Annotated in this window: 11 protein-coding genes; 5 read left to right on the top strand and 6 right to left on the bottom strand. The window is 66.0% G+C overall.

Annotation, left to right across the window (positions count from 1 at the left end; genetic code table 11):
- Positions 1 to 37 precede the first annotated feature (37 nt).
- Both recQ and yaaA read left to right on the top strand, forming a co-directional pair.
- Positions 38 to 2,083: a DNA helicase RecQ gene (gene recQ, locus Q1A53_RS11340; RefSeq protein WP_299966791.1), complete on the top strand. Its 2,046-nt coding sequence runs from the start codon at positions 38 to 40 to the stop codon at positions 2,081 to 2,083.
- A gap of 134 nt (positions 2,084 to 2,217) precedes the next feature.
- Complete coding sequence (gene yaaA / locus Q1A53_RS11335; protein WP_299966465.1) at positions 2,218 to 2,997, top strand: peroxide stress protein YaaA; 780 nt, start codon at positions 2,218 to 2,220, stop codon at positions 2,995 to 2,997.
- On the opposite strand, the gene Q1A53_RS11330 is transcribed toward yaaA, so the two are convergent.
- The 5 genes from Q1A53_RS11330 to Q1A53_RS11310 form a co-directional block, all read right to left on the bottom strand.
- Positions 2,982 to 5,144 carry an ATP-binding protein gene (locus Q1A53_RS11330; RefSeq protein WP_299966463.1) on the bottom strand — a complete coding sequence of 721 codons (2,163 nt, stop codon included), beginning with the start codon at positions 5,142 to 5,144 and terminating at the stop codon, positions 2,982 to 2,984. The genes yaaA and Q1A53_RS11330 overlap by 16 nt on opposite strands.
- 77 nt (positions 5,145 to 5,221) lie before the next feature.
- Entirely contained in the window at positions 5,222 to 7,264 is a 2,043-nt protein-coding gene (locus Q1A53_RS11325; RefSeq protein WP_299966461.1) for a hypothetical protein, read from the bottom strand.
- Positions 7,261 to 10,038 carry a DUF4159 domain-containing protein gene (locus Q1A53_RS11320; protein WP_299966459.1) on the bottom strand — a complete coding sequence of 926 codons (2,778 nt, stop codon included), beginning with the start codon at positions 10,036 to 10,038 and terminating at the stop codon, positions 7,261 to 7,263. Before Q1A53_RS11320 ends, Q1A53_RS11325 begins: the two co-directional genes overlap by 4 nt.
- Positions 10,035 to 10,940, bottom strand: coding sequence for a DUF58 domain-containing protein (locus tag Q1A53_RS11315; protein ID WP_299966457.1), 906 nt, complete (start codon positions 10,938 to 10,940; stop codon positions 10,035 to 10,037). Before Q1A53_RS11315 ends, Q1A53_RS11320 begins: the two co-directional genes overlap by 4 nt.
- The gene (locus tag Q1A53_RS11310; RefSeq protein WP_299966455.1) at positions 10,937 to 11,944 is read right to left on the bottom strand and encodes a MoxR family ATPase; all 1,008 of its coding nucleotides are present in this window, start codon (positions 11,942 to 11,944) and stop codon (positions 10,937 to 10,939) included. Before Q1A53_RS11310 ends, Q1A53_RS11315 begins: the two co-directional genes overlap by 4 nt.
- A gap of 68 nt (positions 11,945 to 12,012) precedes the next feature.
- On the opposite strand from Q1A53_RS11310, the gene Q1A53_RS11305 reads away from it, so the two are divergent.
- From Q1A53_RS11305 to Q1A53_RS11295, 3 genes are all read left to right on the top strand, one after another.
- Positions 12,013 to 12,588, top strand: a complete 576-nt coding sequence (locus Q1A53_RS11305; RefSeq protein ID WP_299966453.1) for a DUF1285 domain-containing protein — start codon at positions 12,013 to 12,015, stop codon at positions 12,586 to 12,588.
- Between the two features lie 146 nt (positions 12,589 to 12,734).
- Positions 12,735 to 13,457, top strand: a complete 723-nt coding sequence (locus Q1A53_RS11300; RefSeq protein WP_299966451.1) for a TIM barrel protein — start codon at positions 12,735 to 12,737, stop codon at positions 13,455 to 13,457.
- A 61-nt stretch (positions 13,458 to 13,518) separates the two neighbouring features.
- The gene (locus Q1A53_RS11295; RefSeq protein ID WP_299966450.1) at positions 13,519 to 13,767 is read left to right on the top strand and encodes a DUF2798 domain-containing protein; all 249 of its coding nucleotides are present in this window, start codon (positions 13,519 to 13,521) and stop codon (positions 13,765 to 13,767) included.
- Between the two features lie 302 nt (positions 13,768 to 14,069).
- Here the strand turns inward: Q1A53_RS11295 and polA are convergent, their stop codons facing one another.
- Complete coding sequence (gene polA / locus Q1A53_RS11290; RefSeq protein WP_299966448.1) at positions 14,070 to 16,871, bottom strand: DNA polymerase I; 2,802 nt, start codon at positions 16,869 to 16,871, stop codon at positions 14,070 to 14,072.
- Positions 16,872 to 16,904 lie beyond the last annotated feature (33 nt).

The following is a 16,904-nucleotide window of genomic DNA, read 5'->3' as shown; positions in this document are numbered from 1 at the left end:
TGCCTGAAACGAGCAGGATCATCACATGAGGGTGGCCATGACGGGCGCGGTCGGGCTGTTGCAGCAGGTTTTCGGGTTTGAGGCGTTTCGCCCCGGGCAGGGCGAGATTGTGGAGGCTGTGGCCGCTGGCGAAAACGTGCTGGCGATCATGCCCACGGGCGGCGGCAAATCCCTGTGTTTCCAGCTGCCTGCGCTGATGCGGGACGGGGTGACGGTGGTGATTTCACCGCTGATTGCGCTGATGCGCGATCAGGTGCGCGGCCTGCAGGAGGCGGGCGTGGCCGCCGGTGCGCTGACATCGGGCAACACCCCCGAAGAAACCGACGCTGTGATGGACGCGCTGCGCGAGGGCTCGCTCAAACTGCTCTACATGGCGCCGGAACGGCTGGCCTCCGCCGGGGCGGCGGGGCTGTTGCGCCGCGCGGGCGTGTCGCTGATCGCCGTGGATGAGGCGCATTGCGTCAGCCAGTGGGGTCATGACTTTCGGCCTGACTATTTGCGGATCGGGGCGCTGCGCCGGGATCTGGGGGTGCCGCTGGCCGCCTTTACCGCCACGGCAGATGCGGAAACGCGCGCGGAGATCGAGCAGAAGCTCTTTGACGGCGAGGCGCCGCGGCGGTTTCTGGGCGGGTTCGACCGGCCCAACATCCACCTTGCCTTTGCCGCTAAGAACAGCCCGCGCCAGCAGATCCTGAGCTTTGCCGCCGCGCGCAAGGGGCAGTCGGGCATCGTCTACTGCGGCACGCGGGCCAAGACCGAAGGGCTGGCGCGTGCGCTGCGCGAGGCCGGGCATACGGCGTTGCACTACCACGGCGGGATGGAGGCCGATGCGCGCCGCGACGCCGAGGCGCGGTTCCAGCGCGAAGACGGGTTGATCGTGGTGGCGACGGTGGCGTTTGGCATGGGCATCGACAAGCCCGACATCCGCTGGGTCGCCCATGCGGATCTGCCCAAATCCATCGAAGCCTATTATCAGGAGATCGGGCGCGCGGGCCGCGACGGGGCGCCCGCTGAGACGCTCACCCTGTTTGGACCCGATGACATCCGCCTGCGCCGCACGCAGATCGACGAAGGGCTGGCGCCGCCCGAACGGCGCGGGGCCGATCACGCCCGGCTCAACGCGCTGCTGGGGCTGGCGGAGGCCCTGACGTGCCGGCGCGCGACGTTGCTGGGGTATTTCGGCGAGACAAAGGAAGCGTGCGGATCGTGTGATCTGTGCGACAGCCCGCCGGAGGTATTCGACGGGACGACATCGGTGCGCAAGGCGCTGTCGGCGATGCTGCGCACCGATGAGTGGTTCGGGGCGGGGCATCTGATCGACATTCTGACCGGCACCGAAACCGACAAGATCCGCGCCCGCGGCCATCAATCCCTGCCGACCTACGGCGTGGGCAAGGAGCACGACAAGCGGGTCTGGCAGGCGATTTTCCGGCAGATGATGGGGCACGATCTGGTGCGCCCGGATCCCGAGCGGCACGGGGCGTTGCGCATGACCGATGCCGCCCTGCCGATCCTGCGGGCAGAGGCCACGATTGATCTGCGCCGCGATACGCTGCGACAGGCGGCGGCCACGCGCCGCCCCGCTGTGCGCGAGATGGTGTCGGAGGAAGACGCGCCGCTGCTGTCCGCGCTCAAGGCCCGGCGGCGCGGATTTGCGGAGGCCGCGCGCGTGCCCGCCTACGTGATTTTCAACGACCGGACGCTGATCGAGATGGCGCAGACCCGGCCTGGGAACCTCGACCAGATGGCACAGATCAGCGGTGTGGGCGCCAAAAAGCTCGAACGCTATGGCGCGGCCTTTCTGGAGGTGATCGTTGGCGAGGCCGAGCAGATGCACCCGACGCGGCGCAAGCTGGCGGGGCGCGTGTCGGGATCGGTCTATGACAGGCTGCTGGAAGTGCAGGCGGATCTGTCGCGGGGGGGTGACGGGACCTGCAAACCGCTGAGCTGTTCTGCCTCGCTTCTGGCGAAGGTAGCGCAGCTGCGAAGCGCCGATGCGTCCAGCCTGGAGCGGATTCTGGGTGCGCGCCGAGCAGAACGATTCGGGCCTGCGTTTCTGGACGTGCTGCGCGAGGCGGGCTAGATCGCCTGGTACGGGATTGCGGCGGAGCAGCGTGCTGCTGCGCGTGCGATGCTTGAGAAATCGACGATGGGAATCGGCCGCGCGATGCTCTACATCGAGTGGTGTAGAGCGTACAGGCCACAAGGGGTAGATATATGTTGGTGGTGGTATCCCCAGCCAAGCGGCTGGACTGGGCAGAGCGGGCGGTCACCACGACCGAGCCTGACTTTCAGGAAGACGCGGTGCGGTTGGTCAAGACCGCGCGCAACCTCACGCTGGGTGCGCTCAAGGATCTGATGGGGCTGTCGGACGATCTGGCGCGGCTGAACCGCCACCGGTTTGCGGCCTTTGAGGCCACGCCTGATGGTGAGGCGACACGCCCGGCGGCGCTGGCCTTTGCGGGCGACACATATCAGGGGCTGGAGGCCGAAAGCCTCAGCGATGACGAGATGCGGTGGGCGCAGGATCATCTGCGCATCCTCTCGGGCCTCTACGGTGTGCTGCGCCCGCTCGACGCGATCCAGCCCTACCGGTTGGAGATGGGCAGCAAGCTCAAGACGCGGCGGGGCAAGACGCTCTACCAATACTGGCGCGATGACCTGTCCAAAGCGCTGAACGCGCAGGCGGAGGCCACGGGCAGCGACGTTCTGGTGAACTGTGCGAGCCAGGAATACTTTGGCGCGGTGGACCTCAAGGCGCTCAGCCTGCGGGTGATCACCCCGGCCTTCATGGAAGACAAGGGGGACGGCAAGGGCCCCAGGATCGTGAGCTTCTTTGCCAAGAAGGCGCGCGGCGCCATGGCGCGGTTCATCATCCAGAAGCGGCTGTCGGATCCGGCGGATCTGCAGGGGTTCGAGACAGGCGGCTACCAGTATCAGCCCGATCTGTCGGAGCCTGATGCGCCCGTTTTCGTGCGGGACTACCCGGCCTCCTGATCATCTTCGACGGGAAAGGGGGCTGTCACCCCCGCCGGGCAATGCTCGGTGATGCGGGCGTGCAGATCCCCTTTGCGCACCGGTTTGGTCATGTAGAGGTCAAGCCCATCTGCCAGAATCTCTGCATCATCACCCTCCATCGCGTGGGCCGTCAGGGCGATGATGGGAACATGGGTGCCGCTGTCCGCCTCCAGCGCGCGGATCGTGCGGGTGGCTTCGCGACCGTCCATGCGCGGCATGGAGATGTCCATAAAGATCAGATCGGGCGCAAAGCTTTCGTAGGCGGCGACGGCCTCGACCCCGTCAGCGGCGAATTGAAGGTCGATCTGCGCCGTTTTGAGCATCTTGCGAAAAACCAGCTGGTTGGTCTTGTTGTCCTCCGCCGCCAGAACCCGCATGAGCCGCTGATCGGTTGCGGCCTCCGGCACCGATGCGTCCGGCGCATCGGGCGCAGCGGTGTTTCCGGCGTGCTGGGGAGCGTGCCAGCGACAGAGCCAGGACAGAAGCTCCTGCCGGGCAAAGGGTTTCGGACTGCCGCTGCCTGTTCCGGGGGTGCCCGCGCCCATGTGGCTGATTTGCCCGGCCTTGGCGATCTGCTCGCCCGCATCGGCCAGTGAAGGCGCGAGCAGGACCAGATCCACCGTCTCGACAAGTGCCGTTTTTGCGGCGCCCACGTCTGCGCAGCCGGTGACTTTCAGACCCAGCCGTTCAAGATGGCGTGCCAGCACTGCGCGGACGGCGGGAACCGGTTCAACCACCATCACGTGGCGCAGACCTTCCGGCAGTTCGGCCGGGTCAGGACCGCCTGCCGTGGCCGTGGGCAGCTTGATCTCGAACCCGAAGCACGACCCCTCCCCCTCCTGCGAGGTCAGCCAGATGCGCCCGTCCATCATCTGAACGAGCTGCCGGGTGATCGCGAGGCCAAGGCCCGTGCCATCAAACTGGCGGTTGCGTTCGTTTTCCACCTGCGTGAATTCGCCAAAGACATGGTCGATCATATCCTCGGCGATGCCGATCCCGGTGTCCTCCACCGTGATCTGCAGGGTGACCGGGCCGCCTTCGACCTCGACGCTGCTGCGCACCCGGACCATCACATGGCCCTGGGACGTGAATTTGACCGCATTGCCCAGCAGATTGGTGAGGATCTGGCGGATCCGCCCGGGATCGCCCATGTAGCTTGGGGCTGTGAAGAAGTCATAGTCCAGCACGAGGCTGAGCCTCTTGTCCTGCGCCGAGGACTGCAGCAGCATCATCACTTCCAGAATGGATTGTTCCAGATCGAAGGGTTGCGCCTGCAACCGCAGGCGCTTTGCCTCGATCTTGGAGTAGTCGAGCACGTCGTTGATGATAACGAGCAATGCCTCGCCGGAGTTCTTGATGGTCTCCACATACAGTCGCTGATCATCGCTGAGCTCGGTATCGGCCAGCACATCGGCCATGCCGACGACCCCGTTCATGGGTGTGCGGATCTCGTGGCTCATATTGGCAAGGAAGGCGGATTTGGCGTGGTTGGCGGCCTCGGCCCGGCGCCGCGCCTCTTTGAGCTTTTGCTCGTAGACGACGCTTTCGGTGATGTTGAGCCCGAGCGAGAGGATGTCGCCATCGGGCCCCCGGCGGTCGATCATGCGCACGTATTCACCGTTCCAGAGCCGGACCACGACCGGCTCAGGCTGCGGGCTTTGCATGCGTTGGATCATCCGCTCGCGCCAGTGGGCGGGGGTATCCTCGCCGATGTCGACGATGCCTTCGTCCGTCAGCAACTGCAGGATGGTGACGTAGTTGATCCCGGGGCGCACCTCTTCCAGCCCGTCGAAGGCGGCCAGATAGGCGTTGTTGGCCATGATCATCTCCAGCTCCGGGCTGAAGAGGGCAAAGCCGTCCTTGATCGCCTCCACCGCATAGAGCAGGCGGCGTTCGACCAGATCGATCTTTTCGTGCGCGGCGGACAGGTCTGATTTGACACGCTGGTTTTCGTCCCGGACGGTGGCAACCTCGGCCCGGGTTTCCACGATCTGGTGGGAGAGCGCCTTGGCGTGTTCACCCAATTTGCGGTTTGCGGCAAAAAGCTCCGCCTGCTTGAGCTCAAGCAGGCGTTCGGCGGCCAAGCGGCCACGGCGTTCCTCCGCCAGTCTGCTGGCAAGTGTCATCGGATCACCGGAATCCTTCGTACCCGTCCCGATCACTCTGGCCGTTCAAGGTGAAGATCTGTTTAATCCGCCCGCGGTCAGCGGCGGCCTTCCCGCAGCCAGGCGGCGGTGATCAGACCGGCCGAGAGCAGCAGCACCAGCCAGCCCGGCAAGAGGTTGGTCTGGCGCACGTCCCGGGTTTCAAACGCATCCCGCGGTGTCAGCCCGACCCAGCCACGACCAGCGGCGGGACGTCCCGCGCGCACGTCGCGCAGACGGGGGATGCCATCCTCCAGCCGCAGGATGCCGCCGCGCAGCGGGCTGATGACAGGTCCGAGCACATCACCGGTGGCGATGGTCTGCTCGAACTCGCGCGGGGCGGCGGGGCCCAGCCCGATCACGGCGGATTGGTCGCCGTTCTCCAGCCGGTAGAGCCCGATCTCAGGCCCTTCAAAGGTGGTCGAGAACACGCCCGGCGAGGTCTCCGTCAGATCGAGCGTGGTGACGACGCCCGCGGGATCGGTGATGGTCACGGGCGGCACGGTTTCGCCAAGGGTGCGGCGTTCGATGCGCATGCTCTGGCCGGTGGCCTCGGCGGTCAGCGCCTCTTCCTCCAGCTCAGGCTCTTTCATCATCCAGTGGGCGAGACGGCGCAGAAGTTCAAGTTGCGGGCCGCCTCCCTCGTAGCCGCGGTTCCAGAGCCAGGCATGGTCGGAGGCCAGCAGCGCCACGCGCCCTTCGCCCACGCGGTTCAGCACCAGAAGCGGGCGGTCATCGACGCCGGACATCACGGTGTCGCCTTCGGTCCCGGTGATATCCACGTGCCGCAGCCAGCGCCCCCAGTCACCGCTGTCGGGCAGATCCGTGGTCACGGGATGGCGTGCCCCGAGATCGGTCACCTTGGGGCGGTAGGCCTCATCGAGCACACGGGCGGTGGGGGCGGCGGGCAGAACGCTGCCCAGTGGCGAGCGATAGATGCTTTCGGCGCCGGCGAAATCAGCCCCGGCCGCCACCAGCACCGCGCCACCCTGGCGGATGTAATTCGCCACATTCTCCAGATAGAGCGAGGGCAGCAGGCCGCGTTTCTTGTAGCGATCAAAGATGATCAGATCGAAGTCGTTGATCTTTTCCAGAAAGAGCTCGCGGGTGGGAAAGGCGATCAGGCTGAGCTCGCCCACCGGGACGCCGTCCTGTTTCTCGGGGGGTCTGAGGATCGTGAAATGCACCAGATCGACGGAGCTGTCGGATTTCAGCAGGTTGCGCCAGGTGCGCCCGCCGGGATGCGGCTCACCCGATATCAACAGCACGCGCAGCCGGTCGCGCACGCCGTTCATCTGTATCAGCACGGTGTTGTTGCGTTCCGTCAGCTCCCCCGGTGCGCCGGGCACGGTGAACTGGATCACGTTGCGCCCACCGTGGGGCAGGGTCACGGGCAGCTCGATATCCTCGCCCAAGGGCACCTGGAACTGCTGGGGCGGCGCGCCATCGACGGAGATCTCCAGCGGTGCGAGACCGGTCCCGGCAGGCGCGGCCCCCATATCCTCAACCCGCAGGGTCAGCGTCACCGGCTCGCCGATGATGGCGAAGGCGGGCGCGTTTCGGATCTGCAACCGGCGGTCCCAGTCGGTTTCTTTGCCGGTCATCAACAGATGCATGGGCGCGGGCAGATCCAGCGGCAGTGTGCTGTCGTGGACGCGGCCGTCACTCAGCGCGAGGATCCCCGCGATGCGCGCGCGGGGCTCTTCCGCGAGGGTGGTGGAGAGTGCTGTCATCAGCTGCGTGCCTGCGTCGCCTTCGCCGTCGGTCACGGTGATGCGGCGCACCTCGGTGTTGGGGCGTGCGGCGATCTGTTGTGCCAGCGCTTCTGCCGCGGTGGCAGTCTGATCGGGCCTGTCGGAGAGGCGCTGGCTGGCGCTGTCATCTTCCGCCAGGATCACGATATCGGTGAGCGGCGCGCGGTCCTCCTGCTGGTAGGAGGGGCCGGTGAGCGCCGCGAGCACGACGGCAGCCGCCAGCCCCCGCAGCGGCCAGCCCTTGAGCCCGCGCCAGACCGCGAGCACCAGAGCGGCGAGGGCGATGCCCGCGACACCGGCCAGCAAGGGCCACGGGATCAGCGGGTCGAAGATCACCGTGCCGGTCATTGGCCGAGCCTGTCGAGCAGAGCGGGGACATGGACCTGGTCGGATTTATAGTTGCCGGTGAGCACGTGCATGATCAGGTTGACGCCGAAACGGAAAGCCAGCTCGCGCTGGCGTTCACCGGCGAAACCGCGGCCCACGGGCACCATAGGGGCGCCGGTGTTGCTGACTGCCCAGGCGGATGCCCAGTCATTGCCGCCGATGACCACCGGGGTGACGCCGTCGTTGAGGTTGCGGAAAGGCATGCCATCAATCTGTTCGGCGTCGGGTGGGGCTGCCTCGACCCAGACGTCGCGCCCGGTGTGCCTGCCGGGGAAGTCCTGCAGCAGGTAAAAGGTGCGGGTGAGCACGTGATCGGCTGGCAGCGGTTCCAGCGGTGGCACATCCAGCGGGGCGGCCAGATCCTGCAGCTTGCGCCCGTTGGGGCTGCCCTGTCCGAAGCGGGCCACATCCGCGTCGCGGGTGTCAAACAGGATCAGCCCGCCGGAGCGCAGGTAGGCGTTGAGCTTGGCGTAGGCCTCCGATGACGGGCGCGGCTGATCCGGCGTGATGGGCCAGTAGATAATCGGGAAGAAGGCCAGTTCATCGATTTCAAGGTCGACGCCCATAGGCTCGGCAGGTTCGACAGAGGTGCGAAAGATAAGTGTGTTGGACAGGCCCCGCAGCCCGGCGCGGGACATCTCGTCGATGTCGCGGTTGCCGGTCATCACATAGGCAAGGGTCAGCTCCGCCGTGGCTTCCAGCGCGAAAAGATCCGCATCATCGGCCTGAGCCTGAGCGGGCGATGGGACATTCAAAGGCACCATCAGAGCTAGGACCAAGGCGGCGCGCGCCGCCTTGCCACCGCCCAGCCTGCCCGACAGCGCCAGAGAGGCGATCACATCGACCAGCAGAAGCGCGATGGAGAGGCTCAGAAGCCACCCCGCGATGGGTTGTTCGGGCGGCACGGCAAAGCCGCGCACCGGGATGCGCTCCGGCCAGCTGACCGGGGTCAGCGCGTCCTCGGCGGTAATGACGTTGCGCGCCAGTTGCCGGTCGCCGGAGACATAGATGCCGGGCTGCATGTCAGGGCCGGGCGGAGCGCTCAGCAGATCGGCTCCCGGAACCCCCGGTAGATTGCCCGCATCGCGGAGCCGCCCGAACCCATCCATGACCTGCTGCGGTGTCCAGGTGGTACCCTCCAGCGCGGTCACATCGGGCCGGGTGGTGGCGCTGGAAATGGCGAGCCGTTCCAGCATCTGTACGAAAAGCCCCGAGAGCGGTAGCGTCGACCACTCCGCCGTGGCTGTCACGTGAAAGAGAATGATCTGACCCTGTTCCTGCGCCTTGCGGGTGACAAGCGGTGTGCCGTCGGTCAGCTCCGCGATGACCCGGTCGGCCAGCGTGGGATCGGGCTGTGCCATCACCTGGCTTGTCACTTGCACGTCCTCCGGGATGCTGAGCCCGAAGAAAGGAGAGCCGTCGCGGAACGGAGCCAGCGCTTTCGGCTCGCCCCAGCTCATCGCCCCGCCGACGGTGCGTCCGCCTGCGCGCAGGCGCACGGGCATCAGCGGGTCTTCGTCGGTGCGGCTGACGTCACTGGCGGCGACCCGGGGCCCGGCAAAGCGTACCAGCAGGCCACCTGCGTCGATCCACGTACTGAGCCCCTCCGCCTCCGCGTCCGACAGCGTCGCCACATCGGCCAGGATGATCACATCCGGATTGGCGGGCAGCACATCCCCGAGATCGCCGCGGATGAGATCGGCGGTCGGCACCAGCGCCTTTTCGACGTAGTGCATCGGCGAGAGCAGCGGCAAGCCCTCACGGTTGGCACTGCCCGCGATCAGCGCAACCTCGCGCCGCCGCAGTGCATCGTCGGCAAGCGTTGTCGCGCCGGCGGAACGCTGGCCCTGAAGCTCAAACCGGGTGACACGCGCGCGCAATTCGGCGGGTAGGTCGAGCGATGTCTCCGCGGTCGTCTCTCCCGGTTCGAAAATGGTCGTGGTGCTGCCAAGGACACCGGCGTTGCCCGCGGGGTCCAGACCGAGCGCCTGCACGGTCACCTCCCGTTCGGGACCACCGGTGGCGCGCACGGCCGTGAGCGTGACCTCGCCATCCTCGAAACCGGCGGGGCGCATGGCCAGGACGTTGGCGGCGGTCTGGTACACCTCCACCGTGCCGCGCGCCTCAAAACCGGCGAGGAGCGCTTCGCGACCGGGATAGTCTAGCCCGTCGCTGAACCACAGGGTGTCAAAGCCGTCTATCTCGGCAATGAAGGAGCGCATCTGCGCGATGCGTGCCGCATCGGGTTGCCAGGGGGCGGGTTGCAGGCCGGGCAGGCGGGAGCGCCAGCTGTCGGCGGTCTGAAACACGGGCGCCTGTGGCCGGGTGAGCGACAGGAAGGCCACGGTACGGCCCGCGCGGCTGGCACGGCTCAGTTGGGCGTCGATGGCATCGGTCTGCTCGGGCCAGCGGGTGGCACCCGCCCAGCTGCCATCGAGCACGATCAGCAGCGGGCCATCGCCACGCGCCTGATCCGCATCGGGGTTCAGCACGGGACCGGCCAGGCCTAGGATGATCAGCCCCACCGCCAGCACCCGCAGCAACAGCAGCCACCACGGCGTGCGGTCCGAGACCGCCTCATCATCGCGCAGGCCAAGCAGAAGCGCCACGCCGGGGAAGCGCCGCCGGATGGGTGCGGGCGGCACGGCGCGCAGGATCAGCCACAGGATCGGCAGTGCCAGCAGGGCCAGCAACAGCCAGGGCGCGGTGAAGCCGATGCCGCCCAGCACGGTCATTTCAACGATCCCGTATCAAGCGCCCGGTAGAGCCAGAGCAGGGCAGACTGAGCAGAGGCATCGGTGCGGTGCATCCCGTATTGCCAGCCCGTCAGGGCACACAGCGCGGAAAGCTCCGCCTTGCGGTCGGCGAGGCGCGACAGGTAGCGACCCTTCAACTCGCCGGCCTTGAGCGTCTCGTGGGTCAGGCTGCCGCCCATGCTCTGGAAAATCGTGCGGCCACGGAAGGGAAAGGATTCCTCGGACGGGTCGAGCAGGTGCAGGAGCACGCCGCGCACCCCGCGGTCGGCCGCCTTGGTGAGGGCCAGCTTGACCTCCTCCACATCGCCCATGAAATCAGAGATGAAGACCGCGCGGGCCGAGGGGATCATCGCGCGGTGTTCGGGCGGGGCGTAGTCGGTATGCGTATCGGTGGTGAACATCTCCGCCAGCCGCAGGATCTGTGCCGTGCCGCGCCGGGGCGGCAGGCTGGTGCCGGTGAGGCCCACACGCTCGCCGCCCCGCACCAGAAGAATGGCGCAGGCCAGCCCCAGCAGGCGCGCGCGGTCTGCCTTCGTGGGCAGGTCCGGCGTGCTGGCAAACCGCATGGAGGCCCCCTGATCGACCCAGAGCATCACCGATTGCGCGATCTGCCACTCGCGTTCGCGCACGAATTCCTGATCGCCCCGGGCGGAGCGGCGGTGATCAATCAACCGGCGGCTATCGCCCATCTGGGCGGGGCGGTACTGCCAGAAGTCATCGCCCAGACCCGCTCGCCTGCGACCGTGATCCCCGAGCAATACGGCACCGGCCAGATGGTCGGCACGCGCCAGCAGGGCAGGAAGCCGTGCCGCCTCCGTCTCGGCCTCGGCGCGCAGGGCGTCGGGCCGGTCGGAAAGCTGGGAGGCTGCGGGTGCGTTCACGCGGCGGCCTTCGTCCCGGCCAGATCGGCGGCGGTGGTGTCAATGAGATCAGCCAGGCTGTCGCCGCGGGCGCGTGCCGCGAAGTTGAGCGCCATGCGGTGGCTGAGCACGGGGCGGGCCATGTCGATCACGTCCTCCGCCGAAGGGGCAAGCCGCCCGTGCAGCAGGGCCCGCGCCCGCACGGTCAGCATCAGCGCCTGTGCCGCCCGAGGACCGGGGCCCCAGGCCACTGTTTCGCGCACCCGTTCGGACACGTCGGGCTCTTCGGGGCGGAAGGCGCGCACCAGATCGAGGATCATCTCGACCACGCTGTCACCCACGGGCATCCGGCGCAAAAGTTGCTGGGCAGCCAGAAGATCCGCGGCGGTGAAGACTTCGGTCGCTTCTGCTTCTTCATCGCCGGTGGTGGCCAGCAGGATGTCGCGTTCGGTGTCGCGGTCGGGGTAATTCACATCGATCTGAACGAGGAAACGGTCCAGCTGCGCTTCGGGCAGGGGGTAGGTGCCTTCCTGCTCGATGGGGTTTTGTGTCGCCAGCACGTGGAAGGGCACGCCGAGGCTGCGGTCCTCGCCCGCAACGGTCACGGTCTTTTCCTGCATCGCCTGCAGCAGCGCGGATTGGGTGCGCGGGGAGGCGCGGTTGATCTCATCGGCCATCATCAGCTGGCAGAAGATCGGCCCCTGAATGAACCGAAAGGCGCGCGAGCCATCGGCGGCGGTATCGAGCACCTCGGAGCCGAGGATGTCGGCGGGCATCAGGTCGGGCGTGAACTGCACGCGGTTGCCGTGCAATCCCATCACGGTCGACAGCGTTTCCACCAGCCGCGTCTTGCCGAGACCCGGCAGACCTATGAGCAGGCCATGTCCCCCACAGAGCAGTGCGGTCAGCGTCAGCTCCACCACCCGGGGCTGGCCGATAAAGCGCCGCGTGATCGAGCCGCGCGCCTGATCGAGCCTGGCGCCGAGGGCTTCGATTTCGGCGACCATGTCTTCTGCATCACTCATGACAACCTGCTCCGTTGGATTATATGTTGAATGTAAGTGTATCGCGCTCGGGGGAAATGGCAAAAGCAATGAGTGGACAAAAAACCGTGACACCGTCGGCGGAAAACCTTGCGGCCTCGATCACTGCCGCAAAAACGCGCGGTTTGCCGCCCGTTCATCTGTGGAACCCACCGTTCTGCGGCGATCTCGACATGCGGATCGGGCGGGATGGCACCTGGTTCTACGAAGGCACGCCCATCGGGCGGCCCGGACTAGTGAAGCTGTTCTCGTCGATCCTGAAGAAGGAGGAGGGCAGGTATTTCCTTGTCACGCCAGTGGAGAAAGTGGGAATCACCGTGGACGACGCGCCTTTTGTTGCGGTGGATTTCGAGGTGTCGGGCAGGGGGGAGGATCAGGTTTTGACCTTTGAGACGCAGGTGGGCGACCGCGCCGTGGCCAGCGCCGATCTGCCTCTGCGGGTGGCGCGCGACGCGGGCACGGGCGAGCCGTCGCCCTACGTGCGGGTGCGCGCCAATCTCGAGGCGCTGATCGACCGCAAGAGTTTTTACCGGCTGGTGGATCTTGGGGCGCATCACGATGGCTGGTTCGGTGTGTGGTCAGCGGGGGTGTTCTTTCGCATCATTGCCAGCGACGAGTTGCCGTGACGTTTCAGGGCGCTGAAAGGGGTGGGGACGGTGCGTGTGATAGAGTTGAGGGAGCCTCCGGCGGGAGTTTTCTTGGCAAAGTGAAAGAGCTTTCGCGGTGAGATGGCGCCTTTTGGGGTCGTTTGGGAGAATGACCGGATGAGACGATGCGATTTGCGGCCAATCTGAGCGTGCTGTGGCCGGACCTTCCCTATCTTGACCGCTTCGATGCTGCTGCGGAGGCGGGGTTCGAGGGCGTCGAGGTGCTGTTTCCCTACGAGATACCGGCGAAGGACACGCAGCGGGCGCTTCTGAGCACCGGGCTCGGTATGGTGCGGATGGCGGCGCCGCCCCCCAACTACGCCGGTGGCGCGCGGGGGTTTGCGGCGGTGCCGGGGGCGGAAGACCGCTTTCGCTATGATCTGCGCCGGTCGTTGCGGTATTGTGAGGCGTTGCGGACGCCGGTGCTTCATTTGCTGACCGGCGCGGCAAACGGGCCGGAGGCGCGCGCGACGCTGGTGGCGAACCTGCGGGTAGCGGTGGCCACGACGCCCGCCCGTACGTTGCTGACGCTCTGCCCGGGCGATGGGGTGCGGCGGCCCGATGCGTTTCTGGACAGCTACGATATGGCTGCGGAGATCTTGCAGGAGATCGGGGCGCCGAACCTGGGGCTGCTGGTGGAGACGGGTGGGATGACAGGCGCCGCGGACGCGGTTCTGAGCCGCCATGGGTCGCTTGTCCGGCATGTACATCTCGGTCGCCCTTCCGGGTCAGGGGAGATCATCGCCGTGCTGCGGGGCTTGGGGTATGACGGTTGGGTCGGGATCGGGGCAGATCCGGCAGAAACGCCGGATCACCACCGCGCTTTGCTGGACCGTCTGCGCGGCTGAGCAGGCTGTCATTGAGCCGGCATTCCGGTATATCTGCACCGGTCTCGCAAGGAGAACCGTGGTGATTCCCGCCCGCTACCAACAGATTGTCTTTGGCCTGGTGCTGTCGGGGCTGATGTCACTGCTCGTATCGGGGATCACGACCCTGCGTACCGTTGGCTGGATCGATGGGTTTGCGGCCCTCTGGCTGAGCAACTGGCTGTCGAGCTGGGCCGTGGCCTTTCCGGCGGTGCTGGTCGTGGCGCCTGTCACACGGCGGATCGTTGGGCGTCTGGTGCGGCCGGAACGCCGTGCGAGCGACCGCAGCTGATCCGCCTGGCCACCTGCAGCGGCCCTTTGCGTCTTTCGGGGCTTTTCCGCTGATATTGACGGTATCCCGGTGCAGCGGACGAGCTCAACGGGCTTTTAGCGCAGAGGTTTGCCACGCATCTCCGACAGGGCGAGCGGAGCGAAACCGCGCCGCAAAGGCCTTCGAAGGCCTTTCGCCCGTGGCACCCGCCGCGCGAGGGGATCCTTGGGTGCTCTGTCGTCCTGGCAGACTTCTTGAGCCCGGGCGACGTGCACTCGGAAAACCGCCCGTCCGCAGATTGTGCGAGACCGGCCATGTGTCGCCTAATGCGCCACCGCCCAGTTTGCACCCTGACCGGCGTCGACGCTGAGCTGCACGTCGAGGTGCACGACCGGATCGCAGGCCGCTTCCATCACCTGGCGTGCGGCGTCGATGAGATCCTGCTCCGCGTCGGTCTCCACCTCGAAAAGCAGCTCGTCATGAACTTGCAGCAGCATCCTGGCGGGCAGAGCCTCGATCGCCGCGGGCATGCGCACCATGGCCCGCCGGATCACATCCGCCGCCGTGCCCTGAATGGGGGCGTTGATCGCCGCGCGCGCGGCGAAGCCCGCCTGTGGGCCCTTGGCGCCGATGTTTGGTGTGTGGATCCGTCTGCCAAAGAGCGTCTGCACATAGCCGTTTTCCTTGGCGAAGGCCTTGGTCTCGGTCATGTAGTCCTTGATGCCGGGAAAGCGCTCGAAGTAGCGGTCGATGAAGCCCTGCGCCTCGGACCGCGGGATGCGCAGGTTGCGCGCGAGACCGAAGCCCGAGATGCCGTAGATCACGCCGAAGTTGATCGCCTTGGCCCGGCGGCGGATTTCGGGTGTCATCTCCTCCATCGGTACGTCGAACATCTCGGATGCGGTCATGGCGTGGATGTCATCGCCGCGCTTGAAGGCTTCTTTCAGCGCCGGGATATCAGCGATATGCGCAAGGATCCGCAGTTCGATCTGGCTGTAGTCGAGGGCGACCAGCGTCTTGCCTTCCTCGGCCACGAAAGCCTCGCGGATGCGGCGGCCTTCCTCGGTGCGGATGGGGATGTTCTGCAGGTTGGGGTCGGTCGAGGCGAGCCGCCCCGTGGACGCCCCCGCGATGGAGTAGGAGGTATGCACACGACCTGTGTCGGCGTTGATATGGTCTTGCAGCGCGTCAGTGTAGGTGGATTTCAGCTTGCTGAGTTGTCGCCAGTCGAGCACGCGGGCAGGCAGTTCGTGTTCCGTCGCGAGGTCTTCGAGCACGTCGGCACCGGTGGCATAGGCCCCGGTCTTGCCCTTCTTGCCGCCGGGCAGGGACATCTCGTCAAAGAGGATTTCGCCAAGCTGCTTGGGGCTACCGACGTTGAAGCTGCGCCCGGCAAGCTCGTGGATCTCCGCCTCCAGCCCCGCCATGCTTTGGCTGAAGGCGTTGGACATGCGGCTGAGCGTGTCGCGGTCCACTTTGATCCCCGTGCGTTCCATCTGCGCCAGAACGGGGACCAGCGGGCGTTCGAGCGTCTCGTAGACGCGCGTGACCTGGGTGCGGTGCAGCGACGGTTTGAACCGCTGCCATAGCCGCAGCGTGATGTCCGCATCCTCGGCGGCGTAAGGCACCGCGTCTTCCAGCGGTACCTTGTCGAAGGTGATCGCGGATTTGCCGGTGCCCAGCAGCGGTTTGATGGGGATCGGGGTGTGAGTGAGGTAGCGCTCGGAAAGCTGATCCATCCCGTGACCGTGCAGCCCGCCGTGCATTGCGTAGGACATCAGCATGGTGTCATCTAGCGGCGCGACGGCAATCCCGATCTGGGCAAAGATCTTCAGGTCGTATTTCATGTTCTGCCCGATCTTGAGGATTGAGGCATCCTCAAGCACCGGTTTCAGCATCTCAAGCGCCTCATCCAGCGCCATCTGCCCTTCGGCCAGATCGTCGGAGCCGAAGAGATCGTCGCTGCCGCTTTTCTTGTGAATGAGCGGGATGTAGCAGGCCTGTCCGGGTTCCACACAGAGGGAGATGCCCACGAGATCCGCGGTCATCTCATTGAGGCCAGTGGTCTCCGTATCGACGGCCACATAGCCGCGCTCATAGATCCGGTCGATCCAGATTTGCAGATCCTCTGCCGTGCCCACCGCGGTATAGCCTGCGCGGTCAAAGGGGATGTCCTCGATATCCGGTGCCTCAGGCGCATCGGCGGGGGTGTCGTCGATCTCGGGGGCCTCGACGTCGAGCTTGTCGGCAATGCGTTTGGTCAGCGTGCGGAATTCCATTTCCGCCAGGAAGGGCATGAGCGCATCGGGGTCGGGCGTGCGCACCTCCAGATCGTCGAGAGTAAAGTCGAGCGGTGTGTTCTCATCGAGCAGCACGAGGCGGCGGCTGAGGCGGATCTGCTCGGCGTGTGTGACCAGCGTTTCGCGGCGTTTGGGTTGCTTGATCTCTTCGGCGCGTTCCAGCAGCGCGTCGAGATCGCCGTATTCGTTGATGAGCAGCGCCGCCGTCTTGATCCCGATGCCGGGCGCGCCGGGGACGTTATCGACGGAATCCCCCGCCAGCGCCTGCACATCGACAACGCGGTCCGGGTAGACGCCGAATTTCTCGAAGACGCCGTCGCGGTCGATGCGCTTATTCTTCATGGCGTCCAGCATCTCGACACCGTCCCCCACAAGCTGCATCAGGTCCTTGTCCGATGAGATAATCGTGCAGCGGCCTCCGGCGGCGCGCGCCTGAACGGCCAGGGTTGCGATGATGTCGTCGGCCTCGAAGCCTTCCTTTTCCTTGCACGCGATGTTGAAGGCTTCCGTCGCGCGGCGTGTGAGCGGGATCTGCGGGCGCAGATCCTCGGGCATCGCGTCGCGGTTGGCCTTGTACTGATCATAGATGTCATTGCGAAAGGTGTGGCTGCCCTTGTCGAAGATCACTGCCACATGGGTAGGCGCATCGTCGCCGGTGTTGGTTTCCACATAGCGTTGCAGCATGTTGCAAAAGCCCGAGACCGCCCCGATCGGCAGACCGTCTGATTTGCGCGTGAGCGGTGGCAGCGCGTGGTAGGCTCGGAAAATAAACGCCGATCCGTCGATCAGATGCAGGTGGTGGCCTTTGCCGAAAGATGTGCTCATGGTAGGCTGCCCCTCGATGTCGCTGGAACGGAG

The organism is uncultured Roseobacter sp. (assembly GCF_947496515.1).
In the GTDB taxonomy this organism is placed as follows: Bacteria; Pseudomonadota; Alphaproteobacteria; order Rhodobacterales; family Rhodobacteraceae; genus Roseobacter.
This window is presented reverse-complemented; position numbering and strand designations above follow the sequence as displayed.